The following is a 17,884-nucleotide window of genomic DNA, read 5'->3' as shown; positions in this document are numbered from 1 at the left end:
ACGACACCCTCCTGGCCGCGGCCCGGCGGAAGTTCGAGGCCGGTCGCAGGAGTGCCCGATGAACACCGCCGAGCGTCTGACACGCGCGCTGACCGACCCGGCCCCTCCGCACGACGTGCGAGGCATCGACCTGTCGCGTATCTCCGACGAGGAGCTCGGCGACCTCCTCCCGGTGGCCTACGGCCTCGGCCGTGCCGCCACGCCCACGGCGACGTGGGCCCGCTTCGCGGTCGAGGGCGCCGGATGTTCGAGGCGCTCGTCGCGCGGACGGAGTCCGTGACTGGGCGGACCTCAGTCCGGCCGGCGCGTGGGAGGTCGCCGGCCTCCCGGACCGGATGACCGTACGCGACCTGATCCGGCTGCGGGTCCGGGAGGAGGTCGCCCGCCACAACGCCCGCCCGGCCCACCGCTTCAACGGCCTCGTCCGCCCCGAGGACGCCGAGACCGACTTGAACGGCTACCGCCTGCGCACACCCCGGCCGCTCGACTGGGAACGCCAGGCCGAGATCGCCGAACGCGCCCTCCTGGCCAACGGCTTCTTCGTCCTGGCCGCCGACCGCCAGGTCGAGGACCTCGACGAACTCGTCGACCTGACGACCGACCCCGACCTGGTCTTCGTCAGACTGGTCGCGCTCGCCGGCGGCTGAGATGCCGGCCGTCAGATCCCGTGCACCCGCGCCACGGTGAACGGGATCTCGGGCACCCCGGGTCCCATCGGCCCGCCCTTGTCGAACTGCGACCGCACCACGAGCAGCCGCCCCCGCTCCCGGACCAGCGTGGTCGGGATCTGGAGCGCGGGATCGGTGAGGCTGCGCTCCAGGCGGGCCGAGGTGCCGTCCGGCGACAGCCGCCAGCGGCTGATCGTGTTCACGGTGTTGTGCGCCGCCCAGAGCGTGCCGTGGGCCAGCTCCAGGCCGTCGCCGTGGGTCAGGTCGCCGCCGTGCAGGGCGACCCGGCGTATGGCTCCGGTGGCCACGTCCACCCGGTAGAGGTCGCCGCCGGTCATGTCGACGACGAACAGCCGGCGCCCGGCCGGGTCGGCGACGATGCCGTTGAGGGTGAAGGCTTCGGAGGGGTGCGGGGCCAGGACGCCGCTGAAGTCGACGTACGGGGTGAGGGCCGCGCGGCCGCCGCGGGCGCGGGCCAGGTCGGCGGGCGTGACGCGGTAGAGCACCGGGCGGCGGCTGTCGGTGAGGTACGCCGTGCCGTCCGGGGTGATCGCCAGGTCGTTGACCATGCGCGGGCCGCTGCCCGGCACCTCGAAGCGGGCGATCAGGGAGCGGTCGCGCAGGTCGTACACGTCGACGCCGGCGCTGGAGTCGATGACCCAGAGCCGGCCCGCGCGGTCGGCCTTCAGGCCGTTGGCGGTGTGCCGGCCGTCCGCGCCGGCCGGCAGGAAGACCTCGGCGGTGCGCCGGCCGGGGGCGGCCCGGTACACGGTGCCGTCCGCGAACGAGCCGACGTACGCGTCGCCGGTGCGCGGGTCGAGCGCGATGCCCTCGGGATAGACGCGGTCACCGGGCAGCGTGAAGGCGGGGGAGACGTGGGTCCTCTCGGCCGCTTGGGCGCCGGGGGCGGCCGCGGCGACGGCCAGGGCGGCGGTGGCGGTCAGGAAGGTACGTCGGTGGATCGAACGGGACACAGTGGTGCCTCTCGATTCGGCTACTCGCTTGATGACGAATATGAACCTAAGTTAGAGCTCTAATCATCGTCAATGTATTAATGCTTGCGTGGGCGTGAATCGATGTACGCGCTGGCTACCATGCGCAGATGACGTCCATGCCCGCCGCCGAGCGCCTCGGCTCCCACCTCAAGCGAGCCGAACAGGCCCTCAACGCGACCAAGACCGCGGTCCTGAAGCCGGCGGGCCTGACCGTCGCCCAGTACGCTGCGCTGCTCCACCTGTCCGCCAACCCCGGCATCAGCGCGGCGGCCCTGGCCCGGCTGTGCGGGGTCACCCCGCCGACCATGAACACGGTCCTGAAGAACCTCCAGGACCGTGAACTGATCGAGCGCACCCCGCACGAGTGGCACAAGAACGTGCTGGAGACCCGCCTCACCGAGGCGGGCCGCACCGTCATGGCCGACGCCGACGCCCGGGCCGTACGCGTGGAGCGGGCGCTGGCCGCCGAGTTCACGGGCGAGGAGCGCGCGGCACTGACCGGCCTCCTCGCCCGCTGTGTCAGCGTCCTGGAGCGGGAACGCCCCTGAAGTCCGGGGCCGGATACGGGCTCGGCTCCGCGACCCAGCCCGCCACCAGGACCAGACGGGTCTCCCGGTGCGCGGCGAGGAAGCCGAAGGGACGGTCGAACAGCGCCCGGACGACGGTGGTCTCGTGGCGGAACCGCGGCGGGCCGCTGCCCGCCACCGGCATCAGGGCCGTCGCCGCGGCCGCCCGGAAGCCGAGCGCGCCGAACTCGGCGACCGCCGACTGCCCGGCCGCCCCGAGCGCGAGCGGGGAGCCGCTGACGCCGGGGAAGTGCCCCTGCCGGGTGTCCAGCGCGGACGTCAGCCCGAACAACTGGTGCAGGACCGTCAGATCGTGGTCCGCCGCCACCCGGTACGCCACGGTCGTCACGTCCAGCGCCGGCGGCTCCGGCGTGACGGACGGCACCCGCTCGACCGACAGGCCCGGACCCGCCTGCCCGTACGGGAGCCGGCCGCCCCCGGTCACCGCGAGCGCGCGCTCCAGGACGCCGACGCCCGCCCGCAGTACCTGCCCGGGGGACATCCGCTCCTCGCCGAGCAGCAGATGGACGTCGATGCCGTTGTCGCCCGGCACCTTCAGCGAGGTGACGAGCCCCTCGGGCGTGCTCGTCACACCGACCCGGTCCGGCCGTACGCCCCTGCGGTGCAGCCCGAGCAGCGTGCGGCCCTGCCACGGCCCGCCGCGCGGCCGCAGCGGCAGCTCCGTGAAGGGGTGCGGCCAGTCCGTGCGCAGGGCGAGCGCCGAGGCCAGCACCATCCGGGCGTCCGGGGTGAGCGTGACGGGCATCCGCTCGATCAGCCCGCCGGTCCGCTTCACCGCCCACGCGTCCAGCGCCTCCTGGGAGGCCGCGAGGTCCGTGGTGAGCACCCCGTGTGCCTGGGCGGGCAGCCCGGCCCGCCACTGCTCCCGCAGCTCCAGCGCGCGGTCCGTCCACAGGCCGAGGGCCGAGTCCAGGCCGGGTATCGCGTCCAGCACGGCCAGTAACTCCCGTGCCGCGAAGGCCGCCCGCTCCGCCGGCACCCCGAGCGCCCGCGCCAGCTCGGCCCGCGCCGGGCCCGCCGCGCCGTCGGCCAGGAAGGCCAGCAGCGGCCAGACACCGGCGGCCGAGAAGGCCGTGCCCCGCGCACAGCTCCCCGCCCAACGTGCCGTCAGCCCGTTGACCGCGCGCACCGTTTCCCCGGTCGTCCCGCTCACCACTCTTCCTCCCCGTCGAACTCGGGGAACGGCAGCGGATCCGTGACCCAGCCCGCCGCCAGCACGAGACGTGTGTGGCGGTGCAGGGCCAGGAAGCCGAAGGGGCGGTCGAAGGCGGCGCTGATCCTGGTGGTGACGTAGCGAAGCTCGGCCGCACCCGCGCCGACCACGCCGAACGCCGTCACCGCGGCCGCCTCGAAGCCCAGCGCGCCGAACTTCGCCATCGTGTTCTGCTCGGCCGACCCGACGGCGAGCGGGTACCCGCTCACGCCGGGGAAGTGGCCGTGCGAGGTGTCCGTTGCCGTCGTGAGACCGAACAGCCGGTGCAGCTCCAGCAGGTCGTGGCTCGCCCTCATGTCGTACGCCACGGTCGTCACGTCCAGGGACGGCGGCTCGGGCACCATGGAGCGCACCTTCTCCACCCGCAGGCCCGGTCCGACGTGCCCGTACGGCAGCCGGGGCCCGGGCAGGACCGCGTGCCGGCCCGCCAGGATGCCGACGCCGGCTCCCAGCACCTGCCCCGGTGTCATGCCCTCCTCGCCGAGCAGCAGGTGGACGTCCAGGGCGTTGCTCCCCAGCACCTTCAGCTCGGTGACGAACCCGTCGGGCGTGCCGGCCACACCGATCCGGTCCAGCGCGGCACTGGAGCGCCGCAGGCCCAGCCGCTCCGTGGTGGCCCAGGGTTCGTACGCCGTCTCCAACGGCACCTCGTGGAAGGGCCTCAGCCAGCGCGTCCGCAGGGCCAGCGCGCTCGCCAGCACCATCTCGGTGTCCTCGGTCAGCCGCACCGGCATACGGTCGATCAGCCCGCCGGTCCGCTTCACCGCCCAGGCGTCCAGCGCCTCGCGGTCCGCCCCGAGGTCCCCGGTCAGTACCCCGTGGGCCTGGGCGGGCAGTCCCCCCTCCCACTCCTCGCGCAGCTGAAGCGTGCGCTTGGTCCACAGCCCCAGAGCCGTGTCGAGCCCTTGCGCGGACCCCATTGCGGCGAGCAACTCCCGCGCCGCGCCCGCCGCCTGCTCCGCGGGCAGTCCCAGCGCCCGGGACAGCTCGTCCCGCGCCGGCCCCGCGGCCCCGTCGGCCAGGAAGGCCAGCAGCGGCCACACCCCCGCCGCCGAGAACACCGTTCCGTCCCCCGTAGTGCCCGCCCAACGGGCGGTCAGCCCGTTCACCGCGCGGACCGTCGCACTAGCGACCCGCATTCCACCCCCACCCGTAGCGCGCTTACGATGCGCCCAGTCGTACGTCAGTTCAGCGTCGTCGCCGCCCGACCCAGGAGCACGGTACCCGTGTCCATACCTCCGCCTCCCGGCCCCCAGCAGCCCGAAGGGCAGTACCCGCCGCCGTACGCGCAGGGACCGTACGATCAAGGTGCCTACGCGCAGGGCCCCTACGTCCAGGGCCCCTACGGGCAGCCGCCGTACCAGACCTGGAACCAGGGCTACAGTCCCTTCAACCACCCGGCGCCCGTCAACGGACTCGCCATCGCCGCCCTGGTCCTCGGCATCCTCTGCTTCCTGCCGGGCGTGGGCCTGGTGCTCGGGCTGATCGCGCTGAGCCAGATCCGCAAGCGGGGCGAGCGCGGCAAGGGGCTGGCGATCGGCGGCTCCGTGCTGTCCACGATCGGGCTCGCGCTGTGGGTGCTGGCGCTCGCCACGGGCGGGGCGTCCGACTTCTGGCAGGGGTTCAAGGAAGGCGCGCGCGACGGCGCGAGCCTCTCGCTGGCCAAGGGCGAGTGCTTCAACGCGCCCGGCGGCGCGCTGACGGGTGAGACGTACGACGTCGACAAGGTGTCCTGCGCGCGCGAGCACGACGGCGAGGTCTTCGCCGTCTTCGAGCTGACGGGCCGCTCCTACCCCGGCGACGACGCGGTCACCGACACCGCCGACCGGCGCTGCTACGGGCTCCGGGACAGCTACGCGATGGACGGCTGGGCCGTCCCCGACGACGTCGACGTGTACTACCTGACGCCCACCCGGGGCAGCTGGCGCATGGGCGACCGCGAGATCACCTGCGTGTTCGGCAGCGTCAGCGAGGGCAAGAACCTGACCGGTTCGCTGCGCAACGACGAGACCGTCCTCGATGCGGACCAGGTCGCCTACCTGAAGGCCGCGCACTACCTCAACGCGGCGCTCGACTCCGCGCCCGACGAGGAGTACGTCGAGGACGACCTGCCCGGGCACAAGGCGTGGGCGGGCCGGGTGTCGGGGGCCCTGACCCGGCAGGCCGGGCTGCTGCGCGCGCACCCCTACCCGGCGGACGTGAAGAAGCCGGTCGAGGTCCTGGCCGGGGAACTGGACAAGGCCCGGGCCGAATGGGCCAAGGCCGCCGAGGCCGCCGACGCGGACGCCTTCTACGCCCATTACGACAAGGGGTTCAAGCTCCTCGACCCGACCAAGTCGGTCACCGCACGCAAGGCTCTGGGCCTGGCCACCACCCCGCCGTCCGCCGACAGCGGTGGCAGTGGTTCCGGCGGCGGGTCGGACGGCGCCGGCATGCAGGTGTGAGGTCGGCCATAGCGGGGAGAAAGTGCCTGGTAAAGCCCTCCCGGTCCAGAAGTCATCACATCGAGTGATTCTCTGGCCTCTGCTTGCATGGCACAACCCACGGTTGCCACGCTGTTGCTGTCTGTACAACCTGATGGGAGCGGCCCGTGACATTCGGTGAGCAGCCGGCGTACCTGCGTGTCGCGGGTGATCTCCGCAAGAAGATCGTCGACGGTTCGCTGCCGCCCCACACCCGGCTGCCCTCCCAGGCGCGCATCCGCGAGGAGTACGGGGTCTCCGACACCGTCGCCCTGGAGGCCCGCAAGGTGCTGATGGCCGAGGGGCTGGTCGAGGGCCGCTCGGGCTCGGGGACCTATGTGCGCGAGCGGCCCGTGCCCCGGCGGGTGGCCCGCTCCGGGTTCCGGCCCAACGGCGGTGCCACGCCGTTCCGGCAGGAGCAGTCGGACGCCGCCGCCCGCGGCACCTGGGAGTCCAACAGCGAGCAGACCGAGGCGAGCGGCGCCGTCGCCGAGCGGCTCGGCATCCGGCCCGGCGACCGCGTGATGTGCACCAAGTACCTCTACCGGGACGCCGGCGAGCCGATGATGCTCTCCACCTCCTGGGAGCCGCTCGCCGTCACCGGCCGCACGCCCGTGATGCTGCCGGAGGAGGGCCCGCTCGGCGGCATGGGCGTCGTCGAGCGCATGCGCGCCATCGACGTCATCGTCGACAACGTCACCGAGGAGGTCGGTGCCCGCCCCGGCCTCGCCGAGGAACTGCTCACCCTGGGCGGCGTCCCCGGCCATGTCGTCCTGGTCATCCAGCGCACGTACTACGCCTCCGGCCGCCCGGTGGAGACGGCGGACGTGGTGATCCCCGCCGACCGCTACCGTGCCTCGTATCACCTCCCGGTGAAGTAGCGCACACCTCAGGGGCGGTTGGCCCCGTACTTCGCCCGATTCACGCCCGCCGGCGGGCCGTTGGAATCCGGCCGTTCTCGCAGGTGGTCCCAGCTGTCCCGGGCGTGCCGCCGACCAAAGGCACCGGGCCCGCGGACGGCGCATTCGTCATCGTGCGCCCCCGGTGTTCTGGCTGGTTGCGTACCTCTTTGTGAAAAGGCGTGTTCGCTGCGTAAAGGTTAGGCGTACGCTCGGGCATATGCGGAGTGCGGTTTCCTTAGAGGGCGAGGCCAGAGCACGCGGAGGGGCGGGGTGCGATGAGCGGTGAAGGCGCGGTCTCTTTCCCCTGGCTCGTCATACGGCAGGACGACAACGGCAATCGCTACCGCGTGGGCAGGTACGCGACCCGGGCCGAGGCCCAGAAGATCGCCGACAGCCTCGACGACCGCGGACACAAGCAGCTCTACTGGGTCGAGCGCATAGGTCAGAACGGAGACGGCAGGCGCAACTGACGGCCTGCGCCCTCCCGTAGGCTCGCGACCATGACGGAACGGATCGTGGTGGTCGGAGCGGCCCTGCTCGACGACGGCCGCCTGCTCGCCGCGCGACGCAGCGCGCCCCCCGAGCTGGCCGGTCGCTGGGAACTGCCCGGCGGCAAGGTCGAGCCCGGCGAGCGTCCCGAGCACGCCCTGGAGCGCGAACTGCGCGAGGAACTCGGCGTCGAGACCGAGGCCGTCGAGCGCGTCCCGGGGGAGTGGCCCCTGAAGGATCCGTACGTGCTCCAGGTGTGGACCGCCCGGCTGCTCCCCGGCTCCGCCCGCCCCAAGCCCCTCCAGGATCACGACGAACTGCGCTGGCTCACCCCCGCCGAGGTCTGGGACGTGGACTGGCTCGACCAGGACGTCGCCGCCGTGCGGCAGGTCGAGGCCCGTATCGACGCCGGGGCGCGCTGAGCACCCGTACGCCGTTCGTGCCACAGTGCGCCCTTCGAGGCGATACTGCCCGCCGGATATCGGGTATGTGCCCATTAACCCCATGAAACAGGACATGGGTGGGCTCACCGGCCTGGGAAGTGATCGGCGTGATCGACACCGAAGGCGACTGTGCCAAGTGGATCTTCCCCGCCGACCCCGGCGCCGTGCGCACGGCCCGCACGGCGGTCCGCACCCAGTTGCGGGGCTGGGGTCTCGAAAGCCTCGCCGACATGACGGCACTGCTGGTCAGCGAACTGGTCACCAACGCCCTGCGGCACGCCACGGGCCCCATCGGGGTACGCCTGGTCCGCCCCGACGACCTCCCCGACGTCCTCCTCGTGGAAGTCTCCGACCCGCTCCCGGACCCGCCGCGCGAGCGCGTCGCCCACGACGACGACGAGGGCGGCCGAGGCCTCCAACTGGTCGCCAGCTCCTCGCGCCGCTGGGGTACCCGGCCCGGCGTCAACGGCAAGACCGTCTGGTTCGAACTCGCCGTTCCGGACTGAACCGGTGTACAGCACCCCCAGCCCCGTCCAGCGGACGGAACTGGCCGGAGACCGTTGCCCAAGAGCGTGATTCGAGGGCGTGTTCCCTGGTTAGAAGACTGGAAGTGTTGCCACGGTACGGTCCGAAAACCGCTCGGTCCGTGCTGTGATCGTGAACACCGTGTCGTGCGGCGCCGTAGTGCTGGATACTGCGGGCAGCCGCCCCCGGTGACCGGTGCCGGACGCGGTGAGCTGGAGGGGACGGTTCGCGTGAGCGAGATACCAGCGAAGGCGACGGAGTCCGAGGACCCGTCGGACGGCGCGAGGGCTCAGGCCGCAAGGGACGGCGCGGCGACCGGCGATGCCATGTGGCAGAGCAGTCCGCCCGGCTCCATGTACGACTACATCAAGGTCGCCTCCTTCGCCATCAGCCCCGGCGGACTGGTCGACCAGTGGAGCCTGCGCGCCGAGCAACTCTTCGGCATCCCCGCCGAACGCGCCGTCGGCATGGACCCCATCGAGGCGTTCATCGACCCCGACCTGCACGAGCGCGGCCAGCGCAAGATGGCCGAGATCCTCGACGGGCGGGAGTGGACCGGGGTGGTTCCCTTCCGGATGCCGGACACGGCGGACGGGGTCCGCGGCGAGGAGGGCCTCGCCGAGGTCTACGTCATGCCCACCAAGACCGCCGAGGGCGACAAGGCCGCCGTCTGCATCGTGGTCGACGTCCGCACCCTGCGCAGCATCGAGACCGACCTCGCCGCCTCGCAGGCCATTTTTGGTCAATCTCCCTTCGGCTTCCTGCTGATCGACACCGACCTCACGGTCCGCCGCGCCAACATGCGGTTCGCCTCCATCTTCGGCGGGACACCCGACGACCACCGGGGCAAGGGAGTTCACGACTACCTGCCGCGCGGCGAGGCGGAACGGGTCTCGGCCACCCTGCGCCGGGTCCTGGAGACCGGCGACTCCATCACGGACATGCACGTCACGGGCTTCGTCCCGGGTTCGGAGGAGCGCCGCCACTGGTCCGTCAACCTCTACCGCGTACACAGCGGCAGCGGCCGGCCGATCGGCGTCGCCTGGCTCGGCACCGACATCACCGCGCGCCGCGCGGCCGCCCGCGAGGCCGCCGCCGCCCGGCGAAATCTCGCCCTTCTCAACGAGGCGGGCGCCCGCATAGGCAACTCCCTCGACCTGGAGACCACCGCCCGCGAACTCCTCGACGTCGTCGTCCCCGGCTTCTGCGACCTCGCCACCGTCGACCTCTACCAAGGCCTCCTGGCCGGCGACGAGACACCGCCCGGACTCGCCGACGGCAGCGCGGAACTGCGCCGCGTGGCCTTCGCCAGCGCGGTCTCCGACGTGCCCTTCGGCGGCGGCGGTTTGCCGGTCGCGGTCGGCGCCGTCCACCACTACCCGTTCAACTCCCCCTGCGCGGACGCCCTGCGCACCGCCCGCCCGCAGTCGGTCCCCGCGGAGGAGGGCGGACTCGTCCAGTCCACGCTGGCCGTTCCGATGGTCGCCCACGACACCGTCGTGGGACTCGCCCAGTTCGCCCGGACGAAGGGCAGCGAGCCGTTCGGCGACCGCGACCGGGACCTGGCGGTGGAGCTGGCGGCCCGCGCCGCCGTCTGCATCGACAACGCGCGCCTGTACCGCCGCGAGCACGAGCGGGCGTTGATACTGCAACGGTCCCTGCTCCCGCCCGGCGACCCGGAGGCCTCCGGACTCGACATCGCGTGCCGCTACCTGCCCGGCAACGCGGCGACCGAGGTGGGCGGCGACTGGTTCGACGTCATCGAACTGCCCGGGCACCGCACCGCGTTGGTGGTCGGCGACGTGATGGGCCGCGGCCTGCGCGCGGCGGTGGCGATGGGCGAACTGCGCACGGCCGTGCGCACCCTGGCCCTGCTCGACCTCGAACCGGCCGAGGTCCTCGCTGCCCTGGACGAGATCGCCCGCGGCCTCGGCACCCCCGGCGGAGTCCAGCAGGCCACCCGCGCGGCCCGCCAGCCGCGCACCGCGGACCTGTCCGAGGTCTACCTCGCGACCTGCGTGTACGCGGTGTACGACTCGGTGACCAGACGCTGCACGTTCGCCAACGCGGGCCATCTGCCGCCGGTGCTGGTGGAACCGGGCGAGGCGGCCCTGATGCTGGACGTACCCCCCGGCATGCCGCTGGGCGTGGGCGGCGAGCCCTTCGAGGAGGTGGAGGTCGAACTGCCCGAAGGGGCACTGCTCGCGCTCTACACCGACGGACTGGTCGAATCCCGCGACCACCCCCTCGACGAGGGCCTCCAGGCGTTCGTCGGCGCGCTCACCGACCCCACCAGCCCCCTGGAGGACGTCTGCGACCACGTCCTCAACACCCTCGACACCCACCACGGCGAGGACGACATCGCCCTGCTCATGGCCCGCGTCCAGGGGCTGCCCGCCGACTCCGTCGGCGACTGGACGCTGCCGCGCGAGCCGCGCAGCGTGGGCCGCGCCCGCGAGTACGCCCGCGGCCAGCTGCTCACCTGGGACCTGGAGCCCCTGGTCGACACGGCGGAACTCCTGGTCAGTGAGCTGGTGACCAACGCCCTGCGGTACGGCGAGGGCGACATAAGACTCCGCCTGCTGCTGGACCGCACGCTGGTGTGCGAGGTCTGGGACTCCGGCCTGGTCCAGCCGCGCCGCCGCCGGGCCCGCGACACCGACGAGGGCGGCCGCGGCCTCCAGCTCGTCGGCCTCCTCAGCGCGGCCTGGGGCTCCCGCCGCACTCCTCGCGGCAAGACGGTCTGGTTCGAACTCCCGCTCCCGGACGGCGAACACGGTCTGACGGACCCGGCGGAGGCGCTGCTGAGCCTGTTCTGAGGGGGCGGCACCGGAGTCCGCCGGCAAGGACCGAGGCCTGTGGCCTGCGGCCGCCCGGGTCTACGGCCGCGCGAGCCTGCGGCGGCCCCGGGTCTCCGGGCCGCCGAAGCTCGCCGGAGGCCCGCCGTCGGTTTCCTCGGCGAGGAGGATCCCGCCGAGGACGGCTCCGGCAAGTCCGCTCGCGGGCTCGGCGTCGGCGTAGGGGTTCCCGCGCGTCCGTACGTCCCGTTCGGCGAGCTCCCGGGCCTCCCGGGCCAACTCGTCGGCGTCCGCGGAGGCCGTACCAAGGCCCCGGCCCTGCCCCTCGTCCGCCTCCGCGAACCGCCGCCGCGCCTCCGCCAGCCGGGTCCGGGCCTCGGCGCCGACCGCTCCCCGGTGGGTGGCGACGAAGTCGCCCGCGGCGGCGGTGGCACTGCGGGCGACGACCAGGGCGGCCACCGGGACGACCCCGGTGCGCCCCACCTCCAGCTGCTCGACGGCCCGCGCGATCCGGCGCAGGGCGTCCAGCGGGTCGTACGGACCGGAGGTCAACTCCGTCCGTACGGCGGCCAGGGCGACGTCGGCGCGGGCGATGCGGGCGTGGAGCTCACCGGCGGGAAGCGGGACGGCGGCGGCCGGCCCCCGAGCCGCCGCGATCTCCACCTCCCCGCCCGTGAGCGCCGCCGGCACGATCCCCGCGGCCCGGCGCAGGTCGCCGGCGAGCCGGTGCACGCCCGCCAGGAAGGTGTCCGCCTGGGCGATGGCCCCCTCGGCGGCGCGGAGCCGACGGGCCGCCTCTTCGAGGTCGTCGGAATCCGCGGCCTGGCGGGCCCGGTTGAGGTGGCTCGTAGTGAACACCAGCCGGTCCTTGGCCTGTTCGACGTATCCGACGACCGGCGCGACGGCCGGGTGCGCGTACCGCTCGCGCATCTCGTCCAGTGCCGCCTGCGCCCCCGCCGTCCGCCCGGCCAGCTCCCGGAACCGCCCCTCGGCGACCCGCAGCGCGTCGCCGACCCCCTGATCCAGCGCCCGCAGCCGGTCGAACCCGGCCGCCTCCGCGTCCAGCCGCCGCCCGGCCTCCGCGCACCGCCCGACGATCCCGACGAGCGCCTGCCGCCGGGCCACCTCGTCGCCCGGCGCCCCCTGCTCGTACCGCTGCCGTATCGCGAACGCGGCCGCCAGTTCGGTCTCGGCCGCGCGCAGCGCCTGCGCGAACGGCGCCACGGCCTCGGCCCCGAACAGGGCCTCGGCGAAGCCGAGTTCCTCGCGGCTCGTGCGCACGCAGTCGTCCGCCTGCACCAGCGAGGCCTGGGCCTGCCGCTCGAAGTCGCCCGCCGTCGGCTGCGGCGGCCGCTCGGACACCACACCGGAGGTGGCACGGCTCCGGGCGCGCCGGGTGCGCCGCACGTACCAGTAGACGGCCACGGTCCCCGCCGCGCCTCCGGCGACGAGCGGCAGGACCAGATCGGCGGGAGACGTCCCGCCCTGCTCCGGCGTCTCGGCGGCGCCCGCCACCGGTCCGGCCCGCGCCGCGGGAACCGGGGCCTCGGCGTTGATCGTCATCACCGGCAACATCAGCCACAGGCCCCCGGCCACACCGCCCAGCACGGCATGCGCCACCCGCACGGCTATGTGCGCCGTGGCGTGCCTGGGCCGGCCCCGGATCAAGGATGACGTCACATTTCGGAGCGTATGGGCAGGTAACCGCCCTCGCGACCGGGCGCATACACGCGGGGGACGACGAGAACAGGGGGACGAGGCATGGACAAGCCCGGGACGAACGACGAATCACCCCCGGCCCCGTCCCTCGACCCGGAACCCCCCGCACAGGAACCGTCCGCACCCGCAGAAACTGAGGTGAAACCCCGCCGCACCCGCGCGCGCCGCGTCCGCAGAGCGATCCTCGTCACCCTCCTCCTGCTCCTCGTCCCCCTCCTCGCCGCCGAGACCGCCCTCCGCCTGAACTACACCGGCGACCCGGCGGACGGCACGTACACCCGCGACAAGGACGCGATCTGGCTCGGCCACGCCTGGGTCGACGGCCGCAAGACCGACGCCGACGTCAAGGCCCTCGCCCGCCGCCTGCGGGGCACCGGCATCCGCGACCTCTACGTCCACTCGGGCCCCCTGGAACACGACGGCACCCTCCCCGAGTCCGCGTACCCGAAGGCCCGCCGACTGATCGCGGCCGTACACCGCGAACTCCCCGGCATCCGCGTCCAGGCCTGGCTGGGCGACAAGCTCGCCTCCGAGGGACCCGACGGCCTGCGCCTCGAACGCGCCGACACCCGCGCCGCCGTGGTCCGCTCCACCCGCCAGATCCTGGCCGCCGGCTTCGAGGGCGCCCACTTCGACCTGGAGCCCCTCCACTCGGGCGACCGCCACTACCTCTCGCTCCTCGACGACCTGCGCGCCGTCACCCGCGACCGGCACGCCCTGCTCTCCGTGGCCGCCCATCAGATCGACCCGCTGCCCGCGTTCCACTCCTTCTGGGGCGCGACCACCGGCCACCCCAAGTGGTGGTCGCAGGCCTACTTCGGCCAGGTGGCCCGCCGTGTCGACCAGATCGCGGTGATGTCGTACGACACCATGCAGCCGCTGGAGAGCCTGTACGGCGGCTATGTCGCCCAGCAGACCAGCCTCGCCCTGGAGGTCACCCCGCCGACCACCGACCTCCTCATGGGCCTGCCCTTCTACCACGAGAACCGCTTCGGCCACTGGGCGCACGCCGAGACCGTCCCGGCCGCCGTACGCGGCGTACGCCTGGGCCTGTCCCGCACGGACGCGGACCGCGCCCGCTTCGGCCTCGCCCTCTACGTGGACTTCGCGGCGACGGAGGCCGACTGGACGGCGTACCGGAAGGGCTGGACGCACCGTTCCTGATCTGGTGCGGAGCCAGGGCCGCGTGGGACGATCATCGTCATGCACATGTACTTGGTGGTGGCCTCCGCGCTGTGCGTGGCGCTGCTCGCGGCGGCCGGCACGGCGGCCGCGGCGACCGGCTGGGTGGCGCCGTGGGGACGGCGCCGGGTCCTGCGGCCGAAGCTCTGGGGCTGGGGGTCGCTGGCCGGAGCGGTCGGCGTGGGGGTGTTCCTCTTCGTGGGGCCCGAGGGCGGCGGACCCTCGGTCGGCGTCCGCGGTGTCGTCGCGTGGTGCGGCTGGGGCCTGTTCATGGTGGGACTGCTGATCCAGTTCCTGGCCCAGCGCCCCGGCCGCACCCCCTGACCGGTCCGTCCAGCAGGCCTACGAGGACTGGGAGGACCGCCGCCCGATCTTCGACCCCAGCCACACCAGCGGGTCGTACTTGCGGTCGACGGCCCTTTCCTTCATCGGGATCAGCGCGTTGTCCGTGATCTTGATGCCCTCGGGGCACACCTCCGTACAGCACTTGGTGATGTTGCAGTAGCCGAGGCCGTGTTCGTCCTGGGCCGTGCTCTTGCGGTCCAGCCCGGACTCCGCGGCCGCGTCGAGCGGATGCATGTCCAGCTCGGCCACCCGCATCAGGAAACGCGGCCCGGCGAACGCCTTCTTGTTCTCCTCGTGGTCACGCACCACATGGCAGGTGTCCTGGCACAGGAAGCACTCGATGCACTTGCGGAACTCCTGCGAGCGGTCCACGTCCTCCTGCATCATCCGGTACTCGCCCGGCCCCACCCCGGCGGGCGGCACGAAGGACGGAACCTCCCTGGCCTTCTGGTAGTTGAAGCCGACGTCCGTCACCAGATCGCGGATCACCGGGAACGCGCGCAGGGGTGTGACGGTGATCGTCTCCGCGCGGTCGAAGACCGACATCCGGGTCATGCACATCAGCCGCGGCCGCCCGTTGATCTCCGCGGAGCACGAACCGCACTTGCCCGCCTTGCAGTTCCAGCGCACCGCCAGGTCCGGCGCCTGCGTCGCCTGGAGGCGGTGGATGATGTCCAGGACCACCTCGCCGTCGTTGACCTCGACCGCGAAGTCCTCCAGGCCGCCGCCCCCGACATCGCCCCGCCACACCTTGAAGCGGGCCTCGTAGCTGCTCACTCGTAGAGCTCCTCTTCGGCGAGGTACTTGACCAGCTCCTCCTTCTCGAAGAGGGCGAGCAGGTCGGTGCGGATGGGTTCGGTGGTCTCGCGGGCGAGGGTGATCTGACCGCGGACGGGGTCCGTCGCCGCCAGGCCCCCGGTGGGATCGGCGAGCCGGCACAGCAGGTTGATCCGGCGCCAGTCGCGCTCCATCGTCGGATGGTCCTCGCGGGTGTGCCCGCCGCGCGACTCGGTGCGCTCCAGCGCCGCCCGGGCCACGCACTCGCTGACCAGCAGCATGTTCCGCAGGTCCAGGGAGAGGTGCCAGCCCGGGTTGAACTGGCGGTGCCCCTCGACCCCGGCCCGCCGCGCCCGTACCCGCAGCTCGGCCAGCCTGCGCAGGGCCTCGGCCATCTCGCCCTCGCGGCGGATGATGCCCACCAGGTCGTTCATGGTCTGCTGGAGTTCCTGGTGCACGGTGTACGGGTTCTCCGGCGGGCCCGAGGCGGGCTCCTCGACCTCCGCCGAGAACGGCCGCAGTGCCTCGGCGGCCGCCGCGTCGATCTCGGTGTCGTCCACGGGCGGGCGCTCGGCCGCGTGCTCCGCCGCGTACTCGGCGGCGTGCCAGCCCGCCCGGCGCCCGAACACCAGCAGGTCGGACAGCGAGTTGCCGCCGAGCCGGTTCGAGCCGTGCATGCCGCCGGCGACCTCCCCGGCCGCGTACAGCCCCGGCACCCCGCGCGCCGCCGCCGTGTCGGAATCGACCGCGATGCCGCCCATCACGTAGTGACAGGTCGGCCCGACCTCCATCGCCTCCGCCGTGATGTCGACGTCCGCCAGCTCCTTGAACTGGTGGTACATGGAGGGCAGCCGGCGCTTGATGACCTCCGCGGGCATCCGCGTCGACACGTCGAGGAAGACACCGCCGTGCGGGGAGCCGCGGCCCGCCTTCACCTCGGCGTTGATGGCGCGGGCCACCTCGTCGCGGGGGAGCAGCTCAGGGGGACGCCGGTTGTTGTCCGGGTCCTCGTACCAGCGGTCGCCCTCCTCCTCCGACTCGGCGTACTTCTCCTTGAAGACGTCCGGGACGTAGTCGAACATGAACCGCTTGCCGTCGGAGTTCCTCAGCACCCCGCCGTCGCCGCGCACCGACTCGGTGACCAGGATGCCCTTCACCGAGGGCGGCCAGACCATGCCCGTCGGGTGGAACTGCACGAACTCCATGTTCAGCAGCGGCGCCCCGGCGAGCAGGGCGAGGGCGTGCCCGTCGCCGGTGTACTCCCACGAGTTCGACGTCACCTTGAAGGACTTGCCGATGCCGCCCGTCGCGATCACCACGGAGGGGGCTTCCAGGACGAAGAAGCGGCCGGTCTCGCGGTCGTAGGCGAAGACTCCCGAGACCCTGCTCCCGTCCTTGAGGACCCGGGTGACCGTGCACTCCTGGAAGACCTTCAGCCGGGACTCGTAGTCACCGGTCTCCTTCTCGTCCTCCTGCTGGAGCGAGACGATCTTCTGCTGGAGGGTGCGGATCAGCTCAAGACCCGTGCGGTCGCCGACGTGCGCGAGGCGCGGGTACTCGTGGCCGCCGAAGTTGCGCTGCGAGATCTTGCCGTCCTTCGTACGGTCGAACAGCGCGCCCCAGGTCTCCAGCTCCCACACCCGGTCCGGGGCCTCCCGCGCATGATGCTCGGCCATCCGCCACTGGTTCAGGAACTTGCCGCCGCGCATGGTGTCGCGGAAGTGGACCTGCCAGTTGTCGTGCTCGTTGACGTTGGCCATCGCCGCCGCGATGCCGCCCTCGGCCATCACCGTGTGCGCCTTGCCGAACAGCGACTTGCAGATCACCGCCGTCCGGGCGCCCCGCTCGCGCGCCTCGATCGCGGCCCGCAGCCCGGCGCCGCCGGCACCGACCACGACGACGTCCCATTCCTGCCGGTCCACCACGGGCATCAGAAGAACCTCGGATCGTCGAAGACACCGGACGCGACCAGGTACACGTAGAAGTCGGCGAGGGCCACGCTTACCAGCGACGCCCAGGCCAGCAGCATGTGGCGGGCGTTCAGCTTCCCGACGAACTGCCATGCCTTGTAGCGCACGGGATGCTTGGAGAAGTGCTTGAGCTTCCCGCCGACGATGTGCCGGCACGAATGGCAGGAGATCGTGTACGCCCAGATCAGCACGATGTTGGCCAGGAAGACGAGGGTGCCCAGGCCCATGTGGCCCCAGCGGTAGTGCTCGTCGCGGAAGGACAGCACGGTGTCGTAGGTCAGCACTCCGGCGACCAGCAGCGCGGCGTAGAAGAAGTACCGGTGGACGTTCTGCAGGATCAGCGGGAAGCGGGTCTCGCCGGTGTACTTCTTGTGCGGCTCGGCCACCGCGCAGGCCGGCGGGGACGCCCAGAAGCTGCGGTAGTAGGCCTTGCGGTAGTAGTAGCAGGTCAGGCGGAAGCCCAGCGGGAAGATCAGGATGATGATCGCCGGGGAGATCGCCCACCAGCTGCCGAACAGATCGGCGTTCGGGCCCGCGTGCATGGTCCGGCAGTTCTCCGCCAGACACGGCGAGTAGAAGGGTGAGACGTACGGCGCCGCGTAGTAGTGCGCATTGGCGAAGGCCCGCCAGGTCGAATAGACGACGAAGGCGAACAGACCGGCCGCGGTGACGGCCGGGGCCAGCCACCAGCGGTCGGTCCGCAGATGCGGTGCGGCGATCGCGGCGCGCGTACCGGTCTGTACGCCGCCGCTGTTCATATGGGGTTCCGTACCAGTGGCCAACTCATGACTCCGGTCGGGTTCGGGTTG

18 protein-coding genes are annotated in these 17,884 nt (G+C 72.6%); 11 read left to right on the top strand and 7 right to left on the bottom strand.

Features of this window, described 5'->3' with window-relative positions:
• Positions 1 to 58: 58 nt before the first annotated feature.
• Together IPZ69_RS17840 and IPZ69_RS17835 are read left to right on the top strand one after the other, a co-directional pair.
• Complete coding sequence (locus IPZ69_RS17840) at positions 59 to 280, top strand: hypothetical protein (RefSeq protein ID WP_235455128.1); 222 nt, start codon at positions 59 to 61, stop codon at positions 278 to 280.
• Positions 281 to 335: 55 nt separating this feature from the next.
• A complete protein-coding gene (locus IPZ69_RS17835; RefSeq protein ID WP_235455127.1) occupies positions 336 to 647 on the top strand; it encodes a hypothetical protein in 312 nt (103 codons plus the stop codon).
• Between the two features lie 11 nt (positions 648 to 658).
• On the opposite strand, the gene IPZ69_RS17830 is transcribed toward IPZ69_RS17835, so the two are convergent.
• A complete protein-coding gene (locus IPZ69_RS17830; RefSeq protein WP_235455126.1) occupies positions 659 to 1,642 on the bottom strand; it encodes an SMP-30/gluconolactonase/LRE family protein in 984 nt (327 codons plus the stop codon).
• A gap of 128 nt (positions 1,643 to 1,770) precedes the next feature.
• Between IPZ69_RS17830 and IPZ69_RS17825 the strand changes: the two genes are divergently transcribed.
• Positions 1,771 to 2,211: a MarR family winged helix-turn-helix transcriptional regulator gene (locus IPZ69_RS17825; RefSeq protein ID WP_235455125.1), complete on the top strand. Its 441-nt coding sequence runs from the start codon at positions 1,771 to 1,773 to the stop codon at positions 2,209 to 2,211.
• Here IPZ69_RS17825 and IPZ69_RS17820 read toward each other — a convergent pair.
• Both IPZ69_RS17820 and IPZ69_RS17815 read right to left on the bottom strand, forming a co-directional pair.
• On the bottom strand, positions 2,183 to 3,403 hold the full coding sequence (locus IPZ69_RS17820) for a serpin family protein (RefSeq protein WP_235455124.1): 1,221 nt from the start codon (positions 3,401 to 3,403) through the stop codon (positions 2,183 to 2,185). The genes IPZ69_RS17825 and IPZ69_RS17820 overlap by 29 nt on opposite strands.
• Positions 3,400 to 4,602: a serpin family protein gene (locus tag IPZ69_RS17815; protein WP_235455123.1), complete on the bottom strand. Its 1,203-nt coding sequence runs from the start codon at positions 4,600 to 4,602 to the stop codon at positions 3,400 to 3,402. Before IPZ69_RS17815 ends, IPZ69_RS17820 begins: the two co-directional genes overlap by 4 nt.
• Before the next feature lie 87 nt (positions 4,603 to 4,689).
• On the opposite strand from IPZ69_RS17815, the gene IPZ69_RS17810 reads away from it, so the two are divergent.
• The 6 genes from IPZ69_RS17810 (at position 4,690) to IPZ69_RS17785 (ending at position 11,103) form a co-directional block, all read left to right on the top strand.
• Positions 4,690 to 5,907, top strand: a complete 1,218-nt coding sequence (locus IPZ69_RS17810; RefSeq protein ID WP_235455122.1) for a DUF4190 domain-containing protein — start codon at positions 4,690 to 4,692, stop codon at positions 5,905 to 5,907.
• A 146-nt stretch (positions 5,908 to 6,053) separates the two neighbouring features.
• On the top strand, positions 6,054 to 6,806 hold the full coding sequence (locus IPZ69_RS17805) for a GntR family transcriptional regulator (protein ID WP_235455121.1): 753 nt from the start codon (positions 6,054 to 6,056) through the stop codon (positions 6,804 to 6,806).
• A gap of 296 nt (positions 6,807 to 7,102) precedes the next feature.
• Positions 7,103 to 7,297 (top strand): SPOR domain-containing protein, encoded by a 195-nt coding sequence (locus tag IPZ69_RS17800; RefSeq protein ID WP_235455120.1) that lies wholly within the window; start codon positions 7,103 to 7,105, stop codon positions 7,295 to 7,297.
• A 30-nt stretch (positions 7,298 to 7,327) separates the two neighbouring features.
• Complete coding sequence (locus IPZ69_RS17795; RefSeq protein WP_235455119.1) at positions 7,328 to 7,738, top strand: (deoxy)nucleoside triphosphate pyrophosphohydrolase; 411 nt, start codon at positions 7,328 to 7,330, stop codon at positions 7,736 to 7,738.
• A gap of 98 nt (positions 7,739 to 7,836) precedes the next feature.
• A complete protein-coding gene (locus IPZ69_RS17790) occupies positions 7,837 to 8,265 on the top strand; it encodes an ATP-binding protein (protein WP_235455118.1) in 429 nt (142 codons plus the stop codon).
• Between the two features lie 249 nt (positions 8,266 to 8,514).
• Positions 8,515 to 11,103 (top strand): SpoIIE family protein phosphatase, encoded by a 2,589-nt coding sequence (locus IPZ69_RS17785; protein ID WP_235455117.1) that lies wholly within the window; start codon positions 8,515 to 8,517, stop codon positions 11,101 to 11,103.
• A gap of 60 nt (positions 11,104 to 11,163) precedes the next feature.
• Here IPZ69_RS17785 and IPZ69_RS17780 read toward each other — a convergent pair whose 3' ends face one another.
• A complete protein-coding gene (locus IPZ69_RS17780; RefSeq protein ID WP_235455116.1) occupies positions 11,164 to 12,762 on the bottom strand; it encodes a hypothetical protein in 1,599 nt (532 codons plus the stop codon).
• 81 nt (positions 12,763 to 12,843) lie between these two features.
• Between IPZ69_RS17780 and IPZ69_RS17775 the strand changes: the two genes are divergently transcribed.
• Together IPZ69_RS17775 and IPZ69_RS17770 are read left to right on the top strand one after the other, a co-directional pair.
• Positions 12,844 to 13,965, top strand: coding sequence for a glycoside hydrolase family 18 protein (locus tag IPZ69_RS17775; RefSeq protein ID WP_235455115.1), 1,122 nt, complete (start codon positions 12,844 to 12,846; stop codon positions 13,963 to 13,965).
• Positions 13,966 to 14,004: 39 nt separating this feature from the next.
• Positions 14,005 to 14,307, top strand: coding sequence for a hypothetical protein (locus IPZ69_RS17770; protein ID WP_235455114.1), 303 nt, complete (start codon positions 14,005 to 14,007; stop codon positions 14,305 to 14,307).
• A gap of 18 nt (positions 14,308 to 14,325) precedes the next feature.
• On the opposite strand, the gene IPZ69_RS17765 is transcribed toward IPZ69_RS17770, so the two are convergent.
• From IPZ69_RS17765 to IPZ69_RS17755, 3 genes are read right to left on the bottom strand one after another with little or no spacing between them, the layout of a single operon-like run.
• Positions 14,326 to 15,105: a succinate dehydrogenase/fumarate reductase iron-sulfur subunit gene (locus tag IPZ69_RS17765; protein WP_235455113.1), complete on the bottom strand. Its 780-nt coding sequence runs from the start codon at positions 15,103 to 15,105 to the stop codon at positions 14,326 to 14,328.
• On the bottom strand, positions 15,102 to 17,036 hold the full coding sequence (locus tag IPZ69_RS17760) for a fumarate reductase/succinate dehydrogenase flavoprotein subunit (protein ID WP_235455112.1): 1,935 nt from the start codon (positions 17,034 to 17,036) through the stop codon (positions 15,102 to 15,104). Before IPZ69_RS17760 ends, IPZ69_RS17765 begins: the two co-directional genes overlap by 4 nt.
• Positions 17,036 to 17,857: a hypothetical protein gene (locus IPZ69_RS17755; RefSeq protein WP_235455111.1), complete on the bottom strand. Its 822-nt coding sequence runs from the start codon at positions 17,855 to 17,857 to the stop codon at positions 17,036 to 17,038. Before IPZ69_RS17755 ends, IPZ69_RS17760 begins: the two co-directional genes overlap by 1 nt.
• Positions 17,858 to 17,884: the final 27 nt, after the last annotated feature.

The sequence above is a fragment of the Streptomyces olivochromogenes genome, from assembly GCF_021538895.1.
GTDB classification, from domain to species: domain Bacteria; phylum Actinomycetota; class Actinomycetes; order Streptomycetales; family Streptomycetaceae; genus Streptomyces; species Streptomyces olivochromogenes_A.
This window is presented reverse-complemented; position numbering and strand designations above follow the sequence as displayed.

Bases quoted from the DNA above. Each gene is read 5' to 3' on its own strand.
- IPZ69_RS17815 (WP_235455123.1), bottom strand. From the start codon at position 4,602: ATGCGGGTCGCTAGTGCGACGGTCCGCGCGGTGAACGGGCTGACCGCC.
- IPZ69_RS17795 (WP_235455119.1), top strand. From the start codon at position 7,328: ATGACGGAACGGATCGTGGTGGTCGGAGCGGCCCTGCTCGACGACGGC.
- IPZ69_RS17825 (WP_235455125.1), top strand. From the start codon at position 1,771: ATGACGTCCATGCCCGCCGCCGAGCGCCTCGGCTCCCACCTCAAGCGA.
- IPZ69_RS17800 (WP_235455120.1), top strand. From the start codon at position 7,103: ATGAGCGGTGAAGGCGCGGTCTCTTTCCCCTGGCTCGTCATACGGCAG.
- IPZ69_RS17840 (WP_235455128.1), top strand. From the start codon at position 59: ATGAACACCGCCGAGCGTCTGACACGCGCGCTGACCGACCCGGCCCCT.
- IPZ69_RS17760 (WP_235455112.1), bottom strand. From the start codon at position 17,036: ATGCCCGTGGTGGACCGGCAGGAATGGGACGTCGTCGTGGTCGGTGCC.
- IPZ69_RS17775 (WP_235455115.1), top strand. From the start codon at position 12,844: ATGGACAAGCCCGGGACGAACGACGAATCACCCCCGGCCCCGTCCCTC.
- IPZ69_RS17770 (WP_235455114.1), top strand. From the start codon at position 14,005: ATGCACATGTACTTGGTGGTGGCCTCCGCGCTGTGCGTGGCGCTGCTC.
- IPZ69_RS17835 (WP_235455127.1), top strand. From the start codon at position 336: ATGACCGTACGCGACCTGATCCGGCTGCGGGTCCGGGAGGAGGTCGCC.